We start from the raw sequence: 20,636 nt of genomic DNA, 5'->3' as shown, positions 1-20,636 counted from the left end.
TGGCGTACTAGCTATCACACACCAAGAGGAGCTTAAATTTATCTTTGACAAGGTTATTGATATCGGTTCTGTCAAGCAAATGCAACCATCTACAGTTCAAATGAAGCAAGCTTGACTTTACAAAAAAAAAAAAAACGATACAATTTTCTACAAATTTATTAGTAGGAGAAAAGATGAAAAAGATTTTATTTTCATTGATTTTAGGCGCGTTCGTGATGGTTGGCTGCGGAAGCGACGAGGCAAAAACGCCCGAGGAATTGGGCGCGATAGTCGTTAAAACCATCAAAAATAATCCAGTCGATATGGCGTTTTTAGTTAAAACCGATAGCAAAGACGAGCAGGATAAAATAGCAAAAAAGATAGAAAATGAGCTAGAAAAAAATAAATCGGATAAGATACTTGACGCATCCGTTTATAGGATAGACGTGCTGGGCCCTAGACATGCCGAGCTTGCGATTAAAGTACAATTTTCAAGCGGAGAGAGGATTCGTAGATTTAATATTGAAAAATTTGACGAGACTTGGTATTTAAAAAATCCGTTTTAAATTTAAGCCTGGAGCCAAATCGCCCAAAAATTATTTTAAAGCAACCTTTGCTTTTAATTCCAGCGATAAAACGCGAATAGCTAACATCTCAGCGGCACGCAGCTTTAACGCGCGCTATCCGTAAGCGGCAAAAGTCGCGCTTTGGGGCGTCTGTCGCCGGCTAAGCTTGCTAGCGCTGCGCCAAAAACGTCCAGCAATCCCGCCAAAAAGCAAAACGTTAAAAGTTGCGATTAAAATTTCAGTTATTTAAAATTTTAAGCCCTTTTAAAAATGCAAATTTAACTGCAGCGTCGCTCTCAAAAGATTTTGCGTCAAATCCCTGCGAGGTGCCGGCAAATTTATCGTAAAGCTTGTAAAATCTGCCTCTAAAAGAGCAGTCGTTTAAAAATACGTTAAAAAACGCCTCCGCAGCGTCCCTATCGCCAAAATAAAACATGAAAAAAATCGGATATAAATCGGTATCTTTTAAATTCGGGTTAAATTTAGTCCCGCGTTGCATCATAAACTCCGCCGCCTTTTGTTTATCCTCAAAAAGCTCAAAAATAGGCAGCGCGTAGTCTTTGATAGCCGCGCTAATCTCGCGCACGCTAGGCTCAAAGCTAGCACCCGCGAGCTGCCAGTGGAGCGAACCGCGCGACGTGAGATAGCCCAGCTGCTTGGCAAACACGAGATCAGTCGCGTATGGTAGCTCCTCTTGCATCAGTTTTTTTAGGCTTTTGCAGTAGATCGCGACGTGCGGCAAGATATCCACGCTACCCTCGTGATTATGCATGCTTGACTGAAAATAAATCTCGAACGAAACGTCCTTGTCGGCGCTTTTTTTACTTAGTTTTTGCCCCTTCTGCGTGGGTTTAAAGTCTGCAAAATTCGCCGCGATTTCATTGCAGCCGTTTAAAAATATCTCGCGTGGAGTCATGATTTTCCTTTAAATTTCTCGTTTAAATTCGGACGTTTTAATATCTGCTGCAGAGTTTAACCTAGCTTGCACGACCTTTTGCATCGCTTGATTTTTCTTGTTTTTAGCTAAAATTTGTAGCCTCCTTTTGCCGATGCGTTTGTCGGCGGCCTTTAGGATATTTGCAAGCCCCCATTCATCGGCATCAAAATGCTTTTTAAACAGCTCATCTTTGGGCGTGTCGATATATTCGCGGATAAGCTCGCCGATGTCGCTTATGCCGCTATCATACGGATAAAATTTCGCTAGAGGAGCGCCGCCCTGCGCTAGGCTTTTTATGCGGCCATCTTTTAGTGCGAAATCCTTCGGGTAATCAAAAATAATCTTGCCCGCAAGCGTGATAAAATATCGCGGCAAATCCGTGCCGCCGCGCCTGCTTTGCATCCTATAAACCGCGCAGTGTATCTGAAAATCGATGCCCTCGTCCACGAGTTCGTAAAACCGTTTTTGAAGTTTGCTCCAGCGTTTCATTTTTACCCTTTATTTCGTTTTTTAGGTTGATTAGCGCATCGGAGCGTATGATAGCACGCGGCTATAAAATACATCTTAATCTAAATATGAATTTTAACTAAATATTTTTAAAATACGGGCGGGCGACGACACTAATTTCAGTCCTATTTAGCGGCTAGACGTATGCTGACTCTACTCGTCTTTAAAACCGATCGCTTTTAAAGCATAAATTTGACCTAGCTTTTTTAATGGCTTTTGCAAGATTTTGGGCAAGGCAGCTAAATTTACTCGCAATCTTTGCTTTCAAGCTTTACCCGAATTAACTCTTTAGCGCCCAAAAAATAGACGAAATCCACGCCCTCGGCTATCTCGCGCACGGCCTTTAACCGCGTATCCTCGCAAAATTCTTTTTTGAGTTCCTTTGTTTGCTCCTCTTTTAGTTCGGCGATATCTTTATCATTTAACGCGCTTTCATCCATTTCTAGCCCTTTACCGAGTGCATAATGATAAACAAAACGGCGGTTTTCGCAGACGATTTTTTCTAGCGTATTTATCTCATCTAGTTTGCTTGGAAGGCCTAAATTTAGTCGCGCCAGCATCTCTTTTACGTTTGACGCTTCGCATAGGTTTTCTTCCATCTGCTCTTTTATGTATTCTACTTTACTGCCTATAAAAACTTCTACGCCGATCCAGATCGCGACGGCGATGCCTAAGATAATAAATAAAAATTTGTTGAGTTTGTTTAGATTTTGATTTAGTTTTTGCATATCCATTTTTGCTCCTTAAATTTGAGGCGTTATCTTATCAAAAAAAACGAAAAATAAAAATTAAGATTTTGATCGAAATTTGTTTTATTGCGACTTGGTAGAAACGATAAAATTTAACTAAAGTAAAGAATTAAAGAAAAAGGAGCGGGAAGCCGCCCCTGGGTATTATAAAGCAGCCTTTGCTTTTGAAGCTAGCTCGCTGAAAGCTTTTGCGTCATTCATAGCTAGATCGGCTAAGATTTTTCTATCAAGCTCGATATTTGCTTTTTTAAGTCCCGCGATAAAGCGCGAATAGCTAATGTCGTTTAGGCGGCACGCAGCATTGATGCGCACTATCCACAAGCGGCGGAAGTCGCGTTTCTTGCGGCGTCTGTCGCGGTAAGCATAGACCAAACTTCTTTCTAATTGCTCTTTAGCTTTTCTAAAGTGTTTGTGTCTAGCGCTGAAAAAACCTCTAGCTAGTTTTAAAACTTTTTTATGGCGTCTTCTTCTAACTACGCCTGTTTTTACTCTTGCCATATTTATCCTTTACAAATCGGCGCTCACTGAGTGAGTCTTGCCCCAAATTCGGGGGAGTTTGGAATGACTTTTCGTCAAAAACTTAAATTCCGAGCATCGCTTTGACGCTTGCGACGTTTGTGCCGTCTACGTATTGAGGCGAGCGTAAATCTCTCTTGCGGTTGCGAGATTTTTTAGTCAAAATGTGGCTTCTAAAAGCAGAGCCTCTTTTGATCTTGTTTTTGCCCACTTTAAAACGTTTAGCAGCGCCGCGAACTGTCTTCATCTTAGGCATACTAATCCTTTTAAAATTTCTTTTACGCCTTACGCGTAAGAGTGGGATTATACCCAAAATTTCTTTAATAAATTTAAATTTGACGAGGCGCGCGTCAAAATGCAAAACAAATTTACAATGCAATCTTGAAAATAGCTTAAATTTTAGATTTAATTAATATTTTTAGTCCTATAATTTCACTTAGATTTATTATCTCAAATCAAGGAGTAACGATGAAGATAAAGTTTCTCGCCTCTGCGGCGGTAATAAGCGCGATGTTTTGCGCAAACGCGCTAGCTTGCACGACTATTTTGGTTGGAGAGGGAGCCTCAGACGACGGCTCGATGTTGATAGCCAGGAGTGCCGATAGCAAGGCGGTAAAGGCGCAGGTATTTTTGATACATCCCAAAAAAACCGATCAAAAAGGCGTCCACAGCTCAAAGGCGCATGACGGAGCAAATGATTTTACCTATCCGCTGCCAAAAGAGGGCATGAGATACACGACGATAGCAAACTCCCACACCAAGCTTCACGGCGCGGTCGGCTACAATGACGCGGGCGTCGGCATCAGCGGCACCGAGACCATATATGCTAAAGACGAACTGCTAAAAATCGATCCGTATAACGAAGCTACCGGCATCACGGAGGACGACATCCCGGACGTACTTTTGCCTCGTATGAAAAGCGCGGCGCAGGGCGTGAAGCTGCTCGGCGAGATCGTAGAAACTACGGGTGCGGGAGAGGGTTTTGGCGTAGTATTCGTCGATAAAAACGAGCTTTGGTACTTTGAAACGGGTACGGGTCATCACTGGATGGCGGTTAAACTACCAAAAGACGAGTATTTCGTCTCCGCAAACCAAGGCAGACTGCAAAACTACAAAGAAAACGATCCAAATTTCATGGGATCAAAAAATTTGATCAAATTTGCCCAAGATAACGGCGCCTACGACCCGGCAAAAGACGGCGAATTTCAGTTTACGAAAGCCTACACCAGAGACGACGAGAGGGATATAACCTACAACTATCCGCGCGTTTGCTGGGTGCAGCAGATGTTTAATCCCGAGCTAAAAGACAAGCAGACCCTTGACGGCGGCAACTATCCGGTATTTTTAAAGCCGGCTAAAAAGCTAAGCGTACAGGATCTAAAAAACGCTCTTAGATCCCACTACGACGGCACTGCGTACGATAACTACGCGAGCAAAGACGAAAATCAAAAAAACATCTACCGCGCCGTGAGCGTCTTTAGAACCTACGAGTCGCACGTGATGCAGGTGCGCCCGTGGCTACCGCAAGAAATCGGCAGAGTGACCTACGTGGCGATTGGTATGTCTGATCTTGGCGTTTATTTGCCGTATTACTATGGCCTCGACAAATTTATCGACGGCTACGACAAAGGCTCGTATAAGGCCGACGACGAGTCGATTTATTGGACGTATAGAAAGCTACAAACTCTCGTGATGATGGATTACGATAAGTATTCGCCGGTCGTGAAAAAGGCCTACAAGGAGTTTGAGGACGCGCTTGCGGTCAAACAGGCTAAATTTGAAGACGAATACGTCAAGCTCTACAAAAAAGACAAAGCCAAAGCAAACAAGCTACTAAACGAATTTTCGATAAATATGATGAAAGAAGCCAAGGCTTTGACGCAAAATTTGACCAATGAAATCTTCACGATGCTAACCGATGACACCGACGCCAAGCTAAAATCGCTAAACAAAGGCAAAAAAGACTAGGCAAGCTTACGAGGCGGGCTACGGCCTGCCTTATTTGTTTTGCGATAGGCGCTATCACCGGCAAGCTAGGCTAAATTTAGCGGCTAATTTTAGTTCGCGTAAATTTAGCCGTAGATTTTAGGCATTAAATTTAATCCGAAATTTAGCCGAAATTTCCGACTCCTTTACCGATTTATTACGATTTCTAGTTAAAATCGCAGTGAAAAAAATCAAAAGGAAATCCAATGGAAAACAAAATCATGGATAGCGTCAGAGGCGGCTTTTGGACGAAGCCAGTCATTATTTTCGTCTTGCTTTTGCTGCTACTTATCCCGCTAGGTTTCATCAGCTCGATGATCTCTGATCGCGCCTACGTCAAGCGTACCGCCGAGGAGTCCATCATGCAACCCGTCGGCGGCGAGCTTAGGATCGAGGGCGTTTTGATCTCGGTGCCGTACAAAAAGCAAGCGGCCGTCTATAACGAAAACGGCGTACCTACGGTATCGCAGACCACCGAGCAAATCATGATAGCGCCGCAGTCTTATGAGCTATCGACCCAGCTAAATCCTCAGTATCTAAAGCGCGGTATCTTTAGCGTGCCCGTTTTTAACGGCGAAGTCGCCCTAAAAGCCAAATTTGCCCCGCTAAATTTCGAGCAGCTAAATATAGCGGAAAGCGACGTTTTGTTAAGCGAGGCAACGCTGATTTTAGGCGTGGGTAGCAAAAAGACCTTTACTGCATTTCCCGCGCTAAAAGCAAACGGACAGGATCTCGCGCAGTCTTTTGCGCCGCCTAAATACTCACCCTTTGGGCAAAGCGTCCACTACAAGCTACCCGCAAATTTAGCAAACGGCGGCTTTGAGCTAGCGGGCACGCTATCTATGCAAGGCGGACAGAGCGCTAGCTTCGTTCCCGTGGGGCAGGATAATAAATTTGACGTAAAATCATCGTGGAGCTCGCCGTCTTTTAGCGGCGGCTGGCTGCCTAAATCTCGCGAAGTCACAAGCAGCGGCTTTAACGCGCAGTGGGAGATTTCAGGCCTTAGCACCAGCGTCCCGCAGGCGTGGATCATGAACGGCGGACGCGATATACGGTTTGAGGGCGTCGAGGCTAGCTTCATCAGCCCTGTAAACAACTACTCGCTCATCGCGCGCTGCGTGACCTACGCGATCTTGTTTCTGGCGGTGCCGTTTTTGGCGATATTTTTGTGCGAAATTTACAGTCGCGTCCGTATCCACCCGATCCAGTACCTGCTCATCGGAGTCGCCGACGTGCTATTTTACCTGCTCGTACTATCGTTTTCCGAGCATATCAGCTTCCTAGCTAGCTACCTCATCGCGGCCGCAGCCGTGTGCGCGACGATACTTTTCTACGGCTCGGCGATCTTTCGGGCGCGCAAATGGGGCGTATTTATCGCGCTCGTACACGGGGTTAGCTACTGCTTGCTCTACGGCATCTTGCAATCTGAGGACTACGCGCTTTTGATGGGCAGCGTGATGATATTTGCGGTGATAGCGTTGGTGATGTATTTGACCAGGAAGATAGATTGGTACGAAAACGGGCTGAAAATTTAGCTCTCTTCGGCTTGTCTCGCGAGCGCTTTTCGAGATTTCGCAAAATTTTCGCTCCGCAGGCTATATGCCTAGCGCACGCTTAAATTTTGCTTCAAAACTCGAAAAATCATCTCGCGATACTTCGCCTTATTGTTTTACGCTCAAATTTGAAGTCAAATTTATAAATTTAACTCCATCAAAATTTACAAAATTTGCGACGCTTTGCCTGTAAGGCAAAGCAGTGTCGCCACCTCTCACGTGCAGTGGGGTTGGAGAGGGTGTGGGAGAGGAAGGGGCGACGCTTCGTAAGTAGAATCCCCTTCCTCTCCCGAAAAAAGAAAAAGGGAGCTCTTTTGCTTCAGCTACGCTTCGCAACTGCAAAGCAGAGCGTAATTCAAGCCCCTTCCCCCTTAACAAGAAAACAAGATACTTTCAAGCATTGTATAAAATTTAAAAACCAAATTTAGCACCGTCAAGATTCGGGTCTCGGCGGTAAATTTGAATTAGTCGCAAATTTACGGCAAGCAATTTGCGCGCGCATTTTGCCGCCTTTGCTAGGAAGCGGGCCGAATTTATAACCGCAAAAGCAAAAAGCGGTAAAATGCGCTAAAAAAGGAAATTTTACAAAATGAGCGAAAATTTACAAAATGGCAGTGCGAGCGGGCTGATTTTGGGTATAGAAAGCAGCTGCGACGACAGCTCGGTGGCGCTGCTCGACATAGAGACGCTAGAGCTAAAATTTCACAAAAAAATCTCGCAGGATGCCGAGCACTGCGCATTTGGCGGAGTGGTACCAGAGCTAGCTGCGCGCCTGCATACGGCTGCGTTGCCTAAAATTTTGGAGCAGATCAAGTCTGAGCTACCCCGCGTCAAAGCCGTCGCCGTCACGAACGAGCCGGGGCTATCCGTGAGCCTAGTGGGCGGCGTCGCGATGGCACAGGCGCTCGCCTCGTCGCTGCGCGTGCCGCTAATCGCCGTAAATCATCTCGCGGGGCACGTGTATTCGCTATTTTTGTCGCAGGAGGCTCGGCTGCCCGCTGGCGTGCTGCTAGTTAGCGGCGGGCACACGATGGTGCTAGATATCGGCGCGGACGGGGCTGTCGGCGTGCTGGCTGCCACGATGGACGATAGCTTCGGCGAGAGCTTTGACAAGGTCGCAAAGATGCTGGGGCTTGGATATCCGGGCGGCGTAGCGGTCGAAAAGGCGGCAAAGAGCGGGCGCGAGAGGTTTAAATTTACCGTGCCGCTACTTGGCGACGCGCGCACGGCGTATAGCTTCTCGGGGCTAAAAAATCAAGTCCGCGTCGAAACCGAAAAGCTCGCCGCAAGCAGAAATTTGGGCGCGCAGGATGTCGCGGATATCTGCTTTGCCTTTGAAAATACCGCTTGCAAGCATATCTTAAACAAGCTAGAAAAGATATTTGCCCAGCGTAAATTTGAGCGTTTCGGCGTCGTGGGCGGAGCAAGCGCGAATCTAAATCTGCGCTCCCGCCTGCAGGCTCTGTGCGAGAAATACGGCTGCGAGCTCATCTGCGCGCCGCTGGAGTTTTGCTCCGATAATGCCGCGATGATCGCGCGCGCAGGACGAGAAAAATACCTGCGCGGCGAGTTTGCGGGGCTTGATCTGCAGGCAAGTCCTAGAAGCGAGCTAACGAGGATTTAGATTTGGCTTAAGACTAAATTTTACTTTTTTTAAATTTGACTTTTTGCGGCTGAAAATTTCAGATTTTACGGTCGGCAAATAAAATTTAGCTAGCAATTAAGAATCTGCTTTCCGAAAAATGCGTGAATAAAAAGGGTAAATTTGGCGGTTTTATTGCTAAATTTTAGCTGTCCAAATTTACAAGGTGGCTCCTAGTACAATGGCGTTCTCATAGCGACGGCTTGCAAATTTGGTTTATAACTTTATATGCTTTATCGCTCGTAAAATTTCATCCTCGCGAGCTAAAAAATCCTTTGCGATGACGATAAACTCGTTGTTTTTTAGCGAGGCGGCGTCGTAGATCGGGGCATTCAGCGTCGCTAGATCGATCATCTTTGCGCCAGCGCCCGCAGCGATCATCTCGCCAGCGGCGTTGTCCCAGATAGAGCTTGGCGAGTAGCGCATGTAAGCGCCCGCGAGATTTTCGGCGATGCGGCAGTATTTGATCGCCGAGCTTAGTCGCGCGATGTCCAAATTTAGGGCGCTTGCGAGCTTGCCGGCCGTTACGTTTTTGCCGCGTTTGCCGCTGATTATCGTTTGCGGCGCACGCTCTTTTGCGGCTAAAATTTGCGGGATAAACGCGCCGTTTTTATAAAGCTCTTTTTGCGTTCGTCCGCCTTTTGCCGCGCTATAAATTTCACCGGTAACGGGCACGTAGATGACGCCAAGAACAGGGCGCCCGTCCTCTATGAGCGCGATGCAGACGCAAAACTCGCCGCTACCCTCGATAAAATCCTTTGTGCCGTCTAGCGGATCGATGAGCCAAAACGTCCGCGCGGACTCGCCTAAAATTTTTTCCTCCGAGCAAATTTGAATCTGCGAGCTTTTTAGCGTTTCAAATATCGTAGCGTTTGCCGCGAGATCGGCCGAGGTCACGGGCGAATGATCGGTTTTTAAATTTACTTCGAAATCCAGGTAGTTTTGGCTGCGCGCGCTTTCGGGCAAAGTCGAACGAGCCGCTAAAATCTCGTCGTCAAAGCCCTTGTGGGCGTAAAATTTCATTATCTCGTCGCCTGCTTTTAGAGCCGCAAGTTTGGCTAGGTTTAATAATTCGTTTAAATTTTGCATTTTAGTTTCTTTTAAAAAGGCTTGTCTTTTGAGCGCCTTTGAATGAGTTTGAAATTTTCGCCCTGCGGCAGACTATTTGTCTAGCCTTGGGACGAAAATTTCCGCACAACATTCAAATTCATCTCAAAATACTTCGCCTTGTCGTTTTGTATTCAAATTTAAAGTCAAATTTGTAAATTTGAGCTGCCCAGACCAGCGCCTTGAAAATATAAATTTTTATCTTAGCTTAAAGAGTTAAGGCGCCGTATTTTTTCTTTAGACGAGGCGGAAATGAGCCGAGCGAGGGCGCGTATATGAAATACGTAACCGAGCTTCGGCGAAATTTCTAACGAAGTATAAAGGAAAAAGACAAGCCGCCAAATTTAAAATTATTTCGGCGTCCTATTCGTCTCACCCACGTATAGCTGCCTCGGCCTCACGATCTTGATGCTCTCCTGCTCTTTTAGCTCTATCCACTGACTGATCCAGCCCGGGATCCTGCCGATGACGAAAATAACCGCGAACATATCGTTTGGTATGCTAAGCGCCTTTAAAATCAGTCCCGAGTAAAAATCGACGTTCGGGTAGAGGTTGCGCGAGATGAAGTACTCGTCGTTTAGCGCGATATCCTCGATCTTTTTGGCGATTTTTAGAAGCTCGGTGTTTATGCCGATCTCGTCAAACAGCTTATCGCACATAGATTTTAGCACCTTGGCGCGCGGATCGAAGTTTTTATACACGCGGTGACCAAAGCCCATCAGCCTAAACGGATCGTTTTTGTCTTTGGCGCGGGCGATGTATTTATCTACGTTTTCTACCGAGCCGATCTGCTCTAACTGGCGGATGACGCCTTCGTTTGCTCCGCCGTGAGCCCAGCCCCACAGCGCTCCGATACCAGCGGCGATACACGCATAGGGGTGCGCGTGCGTCGAGCCTACGGTGCGAACGGTCGTCGTGGAGGCGTTTTGCTCGTGGTCGGCGTGTAGCATAAAGACCGTATCTAGCGCCTTAACTTCGATAGGTTTTAGATCCACGTGCTCGTACGGATAGGCTCTCATCATGTAGAGGAAATTTTCGGTAAAGCCGCGGTCTAAATTCGGATAAATAATCGGCAACCCGCGCGAAAATCTATAAGAAAACGCCGCGATAGTAGGGATCTTTGCGATTATTCGCATCGCCATCTCGTGGTACTCCTCGGGCTTGTCCATGTTTAGGTGGTCAAAGTAAAACGCAGAAAGCGCCGAGACCGCCGCCTGCAAGATCGCCATCGGATGCGCCTTATCCGGGAAAGCGTCGAAAATTTTCATCATGCCCTCGTGGATGAAGCTACGTTTTTTAAGCTCGAGTTTAAATTCGTCGTACTGCTTTTTGTTCGGCAGCTCTTTATTTAGCAGCAGATACGCCACGTCGATGAAGGTTTTGTTTTCCGCTAGATACGCGATGTCGTAGCCGCGGTACATCAGCTCGCCTTTTAGCCCGTCGATATAAGTGATGCTAGAGCGGCACATCGCCGTCGAGGTATATCCGCGGTCAAACGTAAACATCCCCGTATCGCTAAAAAAGGTCGAGATGTCGATGACGTCGGGCCCCATCGTACCGTGCAGTATCGGAAAGTCGTAGCTTTTGCCGTTTCTGTTGTCTGTTAGCGTAACCGTATCGCTCATTTTGGCTCCTTTTGCAAATTTTTATTTTCGTAGCTCATTAGGATTTTGATACAAATCGTTACTATTATAGCCTGAGTTAGGCTCGCTAGTATGAAAGAGAAGTAAAAATTTTCATTTATACCGCCTGATTTGTAGGCTATGGTAGCAACCGCGATAAGAAGCGTTAGGGGCATCGAGTGCGAAAGCGCGTAAAGAAGGGTCTTGCGAAAACCTAGCAAATTTAAAAATACGCTCGCGCTCACGGCTCTAAACAAAGTCATAACTGTTACGATTAGTAGCGCATCCCTAACCACTCCGTCTATAAAAATAGCATTTAACTTAAACGTCGAACCGATATGAACGAAAAAAGTCGGCACCAAAAATCCAAAGCCGAAACTCGCAAGCTTATGCGGCAGGTCTTTTTTATGATCAAAAAAGGTCGCTATAAAGGTTCCTGCTACAAACGCGCCGAATGCAATCTCTAAATTTAGGTAAAGCATAAGCGCTATGATGCTAAAAAACAGCGCCATGCACAAACGGATGTCTTTTTCGGCATTATCGTAGTGAGGCATCAATATGACGCGCAGCTGCGGATACCACCAAAATAGTACGTTTAGCGCCTTAAACGCGCCAGCGCTAAGCGCCAAAAAGCCGCCCAGATATAGCGTTGTAAGCGCAAGCTCGCTACCGGCGCCAAATTTCATATACGCTCCGACGAAAGTAAGCGCGGCAATGCTAACGACCTCTCCGATGGAGCCTACGAGCATGCCTAAATTTAGCCAATCTTTATCCTTGCCGTACTCTTTAAAAAGCGTAAAAATCATCCCCACGCTCATCAAAGGAATTATCAAGATAAATAGCTTGTCGATATTAAACGCGAAGGTAGTAAATGCCGAAAGCGCATAAAGAATAGCGATATATAAGAGTCCGAGCTTTAAAATTTTCTTATCGGTGGTAAAAAATATCTTTAAATCAACCTCTGTACCCGCCAAAAACATCAGATAAAAAAATCCGACCTCGCTCACGATTTTAAACATTTCATTATGACCTATGAGCCCTAGGTATCCTGCGAGCGCGCCTAAAATAATCTCCACGGGCGCGATAGGGATGCGTAAAATTTTAGAAAAATACGGCGATGAAAAAACGATAAGAGCTAGAACGATAAGAATACTTAGTCCGTCGGTTTGCAAATTTATCCTTTCTAAAAATGCGCGATTATAGCTTAAGCTTCGTTACGGTTTGATAAATTTGCGCTAATTAAGAAGACTGCTTTGGATTAAATTTTAGGATTTGGGCTTTGAAATTTACGGCAAATACTAAGAGTAAAATAGCCGAGCGCACACTCGGCTAAAATTCACTTTTAAAAAAAGGCTCTCGCCTTTAGACAAACTTATTTGAAGAGATTTGATTAAGGCTATCTTAACCCAAAATCGCAAGCAAAGTCCCTAGCCGTAAGCAAATTTGTCAGGCTAGGAACTCGTATAAATTTACGCTATGCGGGGTTGCCCCCGCTTCGCGTAGAAATTTTACGTTTTTCCGGTTTCGTAAAGCCTAAACGGCTTTACTTCACCTAGAAACGTTTTAATACTACTGAAGTAGTCTTAAAACGTTTTGCTGAACGGAGTTAGCTTGGCTCATAGCGTAACTTCCTGATTGAGCAAGGATATTAAACTTAGAGAAGTTTGCGCTCTCGCTAGCAAAATCAACGTCTCTGATTTGAGATTCGGCTGATTTTACGTTTACTTGAGTGACCGTGATGTTGTTTACGGTTGCGACAAGCTGATTTTGAACAGAACCTAGGTCAGAGCGGATCTGATCAAGAGTTTTTTGAGCTGACTCTGCGATATCCATAACAGCCATAGCGCCGCGCAAGGTCATAACGCCCGCTGATTGATTTACGCTTAGCTCTTTACTCATTCTTGAAAAGCCCATAGCAGTAGCTACTTTTTTATCTATTTGGCCGCGAACGTCTCTTAGAGAAACAGACTGTTGCTGACCGCCGTCTGCAGAAAATGCATCCTTACTTAGATTAAGTTTAGTAGTTCCGCCGATTTTTATATCGCGTCCGTCCAAGCGAACTAGATTCAAACGACCTACGAAACCTTTGGTTAACGCAGCCGTTCCCTTACCTAGACCTTTTGAAAGGTCGCCGCCTTTTACTTGTATGCCTCGGCCGTCGCGGCTAGTTAAGACCATAGTTCCAGTTTCTGCGTCTACCGAAGCCTCTACGCCGGTTTGGTCTTTTACTTTATTGATAGCATTTACTAAAGCGCCGTTGCTGTCGTTTGCTTTTACGTCAAGGTCGCCTATTTTTACGCCGTTGATAGAAAGGCTCTTGATAAGTCCTCCTGGTATCGCTACTGATGCCGTACCTCTCCAAGTTACGTCAAACGTGGCTCTAACGCCCGTTTTATTCGCTACTTTATTGATATTTTCAGCTAACGCGCCTACACCTTGACCTAAACCGGTTCCTATAGTAGCTTTAGCAACACGAACATCATTTACGCCGTCTACGTTTAAAAATTTCATATCGACAACGTTTAAAGAAGCTTTAGAAAAAGCATTCGCAAGCGTTAATAGTTTTGAACTCTCAAATCTAGTTAGACCGATCTTATCTGACGTAGTAGCGCCGATAGAAGCCTTAACAGTTTGGTTTGAGTAAGCGCCGATTTGGAATTCTTTGTTAGAGAATGTTCCGTTTAGTAGCTGCTGACCGTTGAAAGACGTAGTATTACCGATGTTGTCTAGCTCTTCCATTAGGCGAACGATATCGGCTTGCAAAGCTTGACGAGAATCGCTTGTTTGACCGTCTTGGGCTGACTGGGTAGCTTTTACCTTGATAGTATCAAGAATTTTTAGCTGCTCGTCCATAGCTTTATCGGCTACTTGGATGATACCGATAGCGTCGTTACCGTTGTTGATGGCTTGACCAAGCGCGCTAGCTTGGCTTCTTAGGCTATCAGCGATAGCAAGACCCGAAGCGTCGTCTGCTGCAGTCTGGATTCTTAGGCCTGAGCTAAGTTTACCCAAAGAAAGAGAAAGGTTGCGGTTGTTACCGACTGCGTTTGCGTGTGTGTTTAGAGCGTTTACATTCGTGTTAATACGAAAACTCATTGTAAATCCTTTTAAGTTTAATTACGACTTCTTGTCGTTCAAAAACTATATCGGACGAAATCAAAAAAACTTTAGGGAAAAAGAAAAAAAATTGCAAAAATTTTAAATTTGACGAGAAAACCCCCGAAAAATCGGGCGCAGCACAGATTAAACAAGCCAAAACGCTCGCAACTGTGTGCAGAGTGCGATTTAAATCCCAAGCCCTATATAATATTGCAACGTCAAATTTAGCACCTTAGAGGCGCGAGTCTCGGTGCCTAAAATTTAGATTTTAGCGAATAACGGTGCCTAGATAACAAAACCCGAGGCAAACAGAAACGCTAAAAAACGCGTTTAAAAATGCGGCTAAATTTTGTCCCGAGCTAAAAAGGCGCACCGTCTCATAGCTAAACGTCGAAAACGTCGTAAAACCGCCGAGCGCGCCGACGACTAGAAATAGCCTTAAATTTTCGCTCAAATTTAACGAGAGTAGTACGCCGATCAAAAAGCTACCAAGAGCATTGACGCAAAGGGTAGCAAGCGGAAAATCGGGGCAAAATTTAGCGACCGCGCCGCTTAAAACAGCTCTACAAACCGACCCCAAAAATCCGCCGCACCCGATTAAGAGCAAATTTTGCATCAGTGGCAAAGCGTCGCGAAGTTAAATCCGCGCGCCTTAAACTCGGCGATATCACGGCTAGCGACCTCGCCTTTGGTTGTGAGATAGTCGCCGATAACGACGGCGGAGACGCCATGATCAAAGATTTCGTATTGGCGTTCGCCTAAAATTTTCTCGCGACCGCCTGCGATCATCACGCGAGTGTTAGGCAGTGCAGCAACGGTGTCGTCGATGATCCGCAGGGCTTCGTCCACTCCCATAGGCGGCCGTTTGACGCGTAGCGCGTCATTTGGGATGAAGAAATTTATCGGGCTAGAAAAGGGGTCTAGCTCTTTTAGGCTAGCTTGCAGGCTCGCGCGGTCGGCCTCGCTCTCGCCAAGCCCGTAAATGCCGCCCGTGCAAAGCATCAGTCCCGCTTCTTTGGCGTCGATGTTGGTCTGCCAGCGCTCGTCCCAGCTATGCGTCGAGCAAATTTGCGGAAAAAACTCGCGCGAGGTCTCGAGGTTGTGGTTGTAGCTAAACACGCCCGCGCTTTTTAGCTCTTTTAGCTGCGGCAGCGTCGCCATGCCGTTGCAAGCGATCAGCATGAGGTTTGGGACTTCTTTATTTACGGCGCGCGCGAGGCGGGCGATCTCCTCGGTCTTTTTATCAGTGAGCCTTGCGCCGCTGGTGACGAGGCAAAAGCCCAGCGCGTGGTTTGCCGCCGCGATCTTGGCCTCGGCGACGACTTGCTCGGCTGATTTGATTTTGTATTTTTCGATATCGGCATTTATACCTGCGCTTTGCGTACAGTAGCCGCAGTCCTCGGAGCAGTTGCCCGAGCTAACCGAGCAAATAGCACACAACATAATAGTTTTCATTAGATTATTCCTTTTTTAGCGGCTTGTCTTTTTGCTCTATACTTCGTTGGATTTAAATTTTACTCGGTCACTACCGACGAGGTAGCTCCCGTCATAAAATTTAAATCCGCCTCGCCTAGAACAAAAATACTTCGCCTTATCGTTTTGCATTCAAATTTTGTAAACTTGATTCTCAAGAATTTTTAAAATTTTACGACCGAAAAGCTTTCGCCTCCAAATTTCGTGCCAAGCGATAGCGAAGCTGAAATTTGGTAGGTAACTGCTTTGAGCGAGTGAAATTTTAAAAATTATTCAAACAAACAAAATTTACGAATTTTCTATTTGTACCTTCTTCTTGCACTTCACGCATTCGTGAAACGTCCCTTTTTTGAGCTCTTTTTTGATCATATCGCCGCCGCATTCGTCGCATTTTTGCGCGACCGGCTCGTAGTTTGAGACGAAGTCGCATTTTGGGTAGTTTGCGCAGCCGTAAAATTTACCCCTGCGGCTAAATCTCTCCACGACGTCGCCGCCGCATTTTGGACACGGTACGTCGATCTTTTTGAGCTCTTTTTTCGGCTTTGTCGCCATTTCGCCTTCCTGCGCGCCTTGTTCTGCCTTGGCGATATTGCGCGAGTATTTGCACTTAGGGAAATTTCCGCACGCGATAAACTCGCCGTAGCGTCCCTTTCGCAGCAGTAGTTCGCCGCCACACTCGGGGCATTTTTCTCCGATCGGAGTGGCGACTTTTTGGCTTTTTATGCCCGTTTTGCCGGCTGAAATTTTATCCATAAACGGATGATAAAAATCGCTCAAAAGCTTTTGCCAGTCGGCTTTGTCTTCGGCGACGTGGTCGAGCTTTTCTTCCATATTTGACGTAAATTCGCTATCTACGATATCGCTAAAATGCTCCTCCAAAACGCCCATCATCGTAAAGGCGATCTCGTTTGGTACGAGCTGCTTTTTCTCGACTTTGACGTAGTCGCGAGAGGTTAGCAGCGAGATGGTCGGCGCGTAGGTGCTAGGGCGCCCGATGCCTAGGCTTTCTAGCTTTTTAACGAGCCCGGCCTCCGAGTAGCGAGACGGGGGTTCGGTGAAGTGCTGCGAGCTTTTGATGCTTTGCAGGCTCATTTCGTCGCCGATTTTTAGGTCAGGCAAAATTTTATCCTTATCCATATCGCCGTAAACGCGGTAAAATCCGTCAAACAGCACCTTGCGGCCGCTTATTTTAAACTCGCCTTTTGCGCCCGCGACGAATACGTTTTGCGTCTGGCTCACGCTCGCACTCATTTGACACGCTAAAAAGCGGTTGTAGATGAGCGTGTAGAGGCGTAGTGCGTCTTTTTCGAGGTATTGCGCGGCGATAGCGGGCGTGAAGCTAAGATTTGTCGGACGAATCGCCTCGTGGGCTTCCTGCGCGCCTTTACTTTTGGTTGCGTAAATTTTAGCCTTAGCGGGCAAGTAGCGTTCGCCGTACTCTTTCTCGATCGTTTCGCGTGCGGCGGCGACGGCTTCTTTGGCGAGATTTAGGCTGTCTGTTCTCATATACGTTATCGCGCCCATGAAGCCCTGATGCGTCTGCACGCCCTCATACAAATTTTGCGCGATCATCATCGTTTTTTTCGGGCTAAAGCCTAGGCGGTTGCTCGCGCTTTGTTGTAGCGTCGAGGTCATAAACGGCGGCGCGGGCTCGGTTTTGCGCTCTTTGGCTTCGATCTCGCGGACGCTAAATTTATCGCTTTTTAGATTTTCCACGATAAATTTGGCTCGGTCGGCGTTTGTTATAGTTAGCTTTTCTATCTTTTGCGCTTCAAATTTAACTAGCTCGGCGTCAAGGTCTTTTTTAAAAACCGCGTCTATACTGTGGTATTCGATCGGTTTAAAGTCCCGAATCTCGCGCTCTCTATCTACGATGATTTTTAGAGCGGCGCTTTGCACGCGTCCCGCGCTTAGCCCTTTTTGGATTTTTAAATTTAACAGCGGCGAGAGCTTGTAGCCCACGATTCGGTCTAGCAGGCGGCGGGCTTGCTGCGCGTTTACGCTATCCATATTTATAGTGCGCGGGTTTTTTAAAGCGGCCTCGATGGCGCTTTTGGTGATCTCGTGAAACACGATGCGAGGCAGACTCTCGGGCTTTTTGCCGATGGCTGCGGCGATATGGTAGGCGATAGCCTCTCCTTCGCGGTCCTCATCGGTCGCGAGGTAGATTTGGCCCGCATTTTTGGCGAGTTCTTTGATCTCTTTTACGATCGCGGAGTGATCGGCGCTGATCCTATACTCGGGCGTAAATTTTTCGCCCTCGATCTTGATACCAAATGCCGTCTTCGGCAGATCCCTGATATGGCCTTTTGATGCGATGACGTCGTAGCCTGGCCCAAGAAAATTTTTTATCGTTTTGGCTTTCGCGGGAGATTCCACGATGATTAAGCTTTTCATTAATATAGCCTTTTTAATTTTTTGCGGTAATTGTAGCAAATTTTTCGCCTAAAAACGAAAGAGGAGTGAAAATTTAAACTCGCGTCAGGCTTCAAGCGGAGCGAATTTGGCGCGCTCGTAAATTTAAGCCGGGCTACCAAACGGCAAACATCCCCGCGGCCTAAATTTACCCGCAACCGCGCGAAACGACTCAAGCTCCGCGCAAATTTAACTTAGTACCCGTCAAAATGCTTGGTCTTTGGCAGCACCAAATTTAGCGTGATGCCGATGAGCGCGCCGAGCCCTACGCCGCTAAAGCTCATCGCGCCAAAATCCAGCACCATGCCGCCGATCGCGCAGACGAAGATGAGCGCGACGATGATCATATTGCGCGGCTCGGCCAGATCCACGCTGTTTTTTATGAGCGTTTCCATGCCCACGCTAGCGATGATACCGAAAAGCAGCAGCATGATGCCGCCGATGACGGGAGCGGGAATCGTGGAGAGCGCGGCGCCGAGCTTACCCACGAAGGCTAGCAGTATCGCCGCAAGCGCGGCAAAGGTCATGATGGCGGGATTATAGGCCTTCGTGATGCTAACCGCGCCCGTGACCTCCGAGTAGGTGGTGTTTGGCGGTCCGCCAAAGCAGCCTGCTAGCGACGTCGCGAGTCCGTCACCAAGTAGCGTGCTTTTAAGACCCGGGTTTTTTAGGAAATTTTCCTTCGTGACGTTGCTTATCGCAAGCATATCGCCGATGTGCTCGATCGCGGGCGCGATAGCGATGGGCACCATGTAGATCACGGCTTCGAGTTTGAAAACCGGCACGGTGAAATGCGGCAGCGCAAACCACGGCGCGTTTAAAATCGGCGTAAAATCCACGATCCCGACAAACAGCGACGCGCAGTATCCAGCCGCGATGCCGCAAAGTATCGGCACGAGGCGCAGCATGCCGCGGCCAAACATCATAACTACGATAACCGCCGAGAGCGAGATGAGCGCGATGGTTAGCGACTGGCCCTGCGTATAGAGCGCTTCTTTGCCTTTGCCCATGACCATATTTACGGCCGCGGGCGAGAGGATGAGGCCGATCGTCATGATGACGGGTCCCACGACCACGGGCGGTAAAATTTTATGCAAGAATCCCTCGCCTTTGAGCCTAATGAGCAAGCTCAAAGCCACGTAAAACAGCCCCGCCGCAACCACTCCGCCCATCGTCGCGGCAATGCCCCACTCCTTCACGCCAAAGCTAAGCGGCGCGATGAACGCGAAGCTAGACGCGAGAAAGATCGGCGGGACGTTTTTGCGCGTGATTAGCTGAAACAGCAGCGTGCCGATACCCGCCGTAAACAGCGCCACGGACGTATCAAGCCCCGTTAATATCGGCACCAGCACGAGCGCGCCAAACGCGACGAATAGAAACTGTACGCCGACGAGAGCGTCGCGTAGCCTGAGATTGTAGCCTTCGTATTTTTCCATTTTTTCCTCTTTTTATTTTGCGGCCGATCTTTCTTCACGGCGCCTTGCCTGCGACAGGCAAATAAACGCTTTTTGCGGGATCTGATCGACGACGCTTCGCAACCGCAAATAAGCGCTAAATTTACTTGCCCTAAATGCGAGTAAATTTAGCCTACGCAAGCTCAAGCGAAAGTATCTCCGTCCTCTTGCCCGTCTCGTCCTCGCAGGTTACGGCGATATAGTCAAAGCCGTTTGCCTTCACTTCCTCCCACGAAGCGGTCCGGCCGTTTATCAGCAAAACCCTGCCTTGTTCGTCCCTATCGTATTCGTCTATTTCGTCGTCGTAATCGATACTGTAGCCTAATTCGATATAAACCTTGCACGGCGGCAAATCAAATTTGGCAAGCTCGCGTTTTGCGACCTTTTTTGCGTCTAATTCATCGCAAAACATCGCGTTATAGCCGTGCGCTGCGCCGTCAAAAAGCAAAATTTCCTCGCCGCTTTTTACGCATTTAGCTACGAGCTTGCACGGAACAAGCTCATCATCGTTATCGTAAAAATCGACGATATAGTCGTTTGGCAGGTCTTTGCTACGTAAAATATCTCCGAAATAATAAATTTCAAAGTATTCTCCGCCCGCGGCAGACTTTATCTGCGCGTTTAAACAATCGTCCGCCGCGGCGTTAAATACGCGGTTTGCTAGATAGGTAGGCACTCTCTCGTTCATCTTTGTTCCTTTGGTGTAAATTAAATAAAATTAAAATTATAGCATATTAGCGACGGTTACGACGACGAAAATGCGCCGTTTTAAGCAAATTTTTCGGGCAAATTTTAAATTTACTCGCCTAGACCCGCACCGCAAAAATGCTAAATTTGGTTTGGTTAAATTTAACGTTATAAATTAGAGTTTTTGTGCAATTTAATCTTTCTTGTTAAGGGGGAAGGGGCTTGAATTACGCTCCGCTAGCAGTTGCGAAGCGTAGCTGAAGCAAAAGAGCTCCCTTTTTCTTTTCTTCGGGAGAGGAAGGGGGGGTACTACTTACGAAGCGTCGCCCCTTCCTCTCCCAAGC

At 47.0% G+C, this 20,636-nt stretch carries 18 protein-coding genes; 4 read left to right on the top strand and 14 right to left on the bottom strand.

Annotation, left to right across the window (positions count from 1 at the left end; translation table 11 throughout):
- Positions 1–173: 173 nt before the first annotated feature.
- A complete protein-coding gene (locus RYL88_RS05070) occupies positions 174–545 on the top strand; it encodes a hypothetical protein (protein ID WP_314748094.1) in 372 nt (123 codons plus the stop codon).
- A gap of 238 nt (positions 546–783) precedes the next feature.
- Here RYL88_RS05070 and RYL88_RS05065 read toward each other — a convergent pair whose 3' ends face one another.
- From RYL88_RS05065 to rpmI, 5 genes are all read right to left on the bottom strand, one after another.
- The gene (locus RYL88_RS05065; RefSeq protein ID WP_314989483.1) at positions 784–1,461 is read right to left on the bottom strand and encodes a DUF4304 domain-containing protein; all 678 of its coding nucleotides are present in this window, start codon (positions 1,459–1,461) and stop codon (positions 784–786) included.
- A 9-nt stretch (positions 1,462–1,470) separates the two neighbouring features.
- Positions 1,471–1,971 carry a hypothetical protein gene (locus RYL88_RS05060; RefSeq protein ID WP_314989481.1) on the bottom strand — a complete coding sequence of 167 codons (501 nt, stop codon included), beginning with the start codon at positions 1,969–1,971 and terminating at the stop codon, positions 1,471–1,473.
- A 263-nt stretch (positions 1,972–2,234) separates the two neighbouring features.
- Positions 2,235–2,723: a hypothetical protein gene (locus tag RYL88_RS05055; RefSeq protein WP_314989479.1), complete on the bottom strand. Its 489-nt coding sequence runs from the start codon at positions 2,721–2,723 to the stop codon at positions 2,235–2,237.
- A gap of 159 nt (positions 2,724–2,882) precedes the next feature.
- Positions 2,883–3,236 (bottom strand): 50S ribosomal protein L20, encoded by a 354-nt coding sequence (gene rplT / locus RYL88_RS05050; protein ID WP_002944116.1) that lies wholly within the window; start codon positions 3,234–3,236, stop codon positions 2,883–2,885.
- Positions 3,237–3,318: 82 nt separating this feature from the next.
- Positions 3,319–3,510, bottom strand: a complete 192-nt coding sequence (gene rpmI, locus RYL88_RS05045; RefSeq protein ID WP_297965965.1) for a 50S ribosomal protein L35 — start codon at positions 3,508–3,510, stop codon at positions 3,319–3,321.
- A 212-nt stretch (positions 3,511–3,722) separates the two neighbouring features.
- Between rpmI and RYL88_RS05040 the strand changes: the two genes are divergently transcribed.
- From RYL88_RS05040 to tsaD, 3 genes are all read left to right on the top strand, one after another.
- A complete protein-coding gene (locus RYL88_RS05040; RefSeq protein ID WP_314989476.1) occupies positions 3,723–5,222 on the top strand; it encodes a C69 family dipeptidase in 1,500 nt (499 codons plus the stop codon).
- A gap of 224 nt (positions 5,223–5,446) precedes the next feature.
- Positions 5,447–6,775: a cell envelope integrity protein CreD gene (creD, locus tag RYL88_RS05035; RefSeq protein ID WP_314989475.1), complete on the top strand. Its 1,329-nt coding sequence runs from the start codon at positions 5,447–5,449 to the stop codon at positions 6,773–6,775.
- A 643-nt stretch (positions 6,776–7,418) separates the two neighbouring features.
- The gene (gene tsaD, locus RYL88_RS05030) at positions 7,419–8,417 is read left to right on the top strand and encodes a tRNA (adenosine(37)-N6)-threonylcarbamoyltransferase complex transferase subunit TsaD (protein WP_314989485.1); all 999 of its coding nucleotides are present in this window, start codon (positions 7,419–7,421) and stop codon (positions 8,415–8,417) included.
- Between the two features lie 234 nt (positions 8,418–8,651).
- Here the strand turns inward: tsaD and RYL88_RS05025 are convergent, their stop codons facing one another.
- From RYL88_RS05025 to RYL88_RS04985, 9 genes are all read right to left on the bottom strand, one after another.
- Positions 8,652–9,524 (bottom strand): 3'(2'),5'-bisphosphate nucleotidase CysQ, encoded by an 873-nt coding sequence (locus RYL88_RS05025; RefSeq protein WP_314989473.1) that lies wholly within the window; start codon positions 9,522–9,524, stop codon positions 8,652–8,654.
- 368 nt (positions 9,525–9,892) lie between these two features.
- Positions 9,893–11,167: a citrate synthase gene (locus RYL88_RS05020; protein WP_314989471.1), complete on the bottom strand. Its 1,275-nt coding sequence runs from the start codon at positions 11,165–11,167 to the stop codon at positions 9,893–9,895.
- Entirely contained in the window at positions 11,164–12,336 is a 1,173-nt protein-coding gene (locus RYL88_RS05015; protein WP_297965975.1) for a cation:proton antiporter, read from the bottom strand. Before RYL88_RS05015 ends, RYL88_RS05020 begins: the two co-directional genes overlap by 4 nt.
- 397 nt (positions 12,337–12,733) lie before the next feature.
- Positions 12,734–14,260, bottom strand: coding sequence for a flagellin B (locus RYL88_RS05010; protein WP_297965977.1), 1,527 nt, complete (start codon positions 14,258–14,260; stop codon positions 12,734–12,736).
- 271 nt (positions 14,261–14,531) lie between these two features.
- On the bottom strand, positions 14,532–14,879 hold the full coding sequence (gene crcB / locus RYL88_RS05005; RefSeq protein ID WP_004321460.1) for a fluoride efflux transporter CrcB: 348 nt from the start codon (positions 14,877–14,879) through the stop codon (positions 14,532–14,534).
- Positions 14,879–15,718 (bottom strand): biotin synthase, encoded by an 840-nt coding sequence (locus RYL88_RS05000; RefSeq protein WP_314989469.1) that lies wholly within the window; start codon positions 15,716–15,718, stop codon positions 14,879–14,881. The genes crcB and RYL88_RS05000 overlap by 1 nt, the downstream gene beginning before the upstream one ends.
- A gap of 306 nt (positions 15,719–16,024) precedes the next feature.
- Positions 16,025–18,133 (bottom strand): type I DNA topoisomerase, encoded by a 2,109-nt coding sequence (gene topA / locus RYL88_RS04995; RefSeq protein ID WP_314989468.1) that lies wholly within the window; start codon positions 18,131–18,133, stop codon positions 16,025–16,027.
- A gap of 212 nt (positions 18,134–18,345) precedes the next feature.
- Positions 18,346–19,587 carry a uracil-xanthine permease family protein gene (locus tag RYL88_RS04990; RefSeq protein WP_314989467.1) on the bottom strand — a complete coding sequence of 414 codons (1,242 nt, stop codon included), beginning with the start codon at positions 19,585–19,587 and terminating at the stop codon, positions 18,346–18,348.
- 151 nt (positions 19,588–19,738) lie between these two features.
- Positions 19,739–20,293, bottom strand: a complete 555-nt coding sequence (locus RYL88_RS04985) for a hypothetical protein (protein ID WP_314989465.1) — start codon at positions 20,291–20,293, stop codon at positions 19,739–19,741.
- Between the last annotated feature and the right edge of the window lie 343 nt (positions 20,294–20,636).

The organism is uncultured Campylobacter sp., from assembly GCF_963517995.1.
Lineage (GTDB): Bacteria > Campylobacterota > Campylobacteria > Campylobacterales > Campylobacteraceae > Campylobacter_A.
Note: the sequence above shows the minus strand (reverse complement) of the source record. Positions and strands in the feature narration are given on the sequence as shown.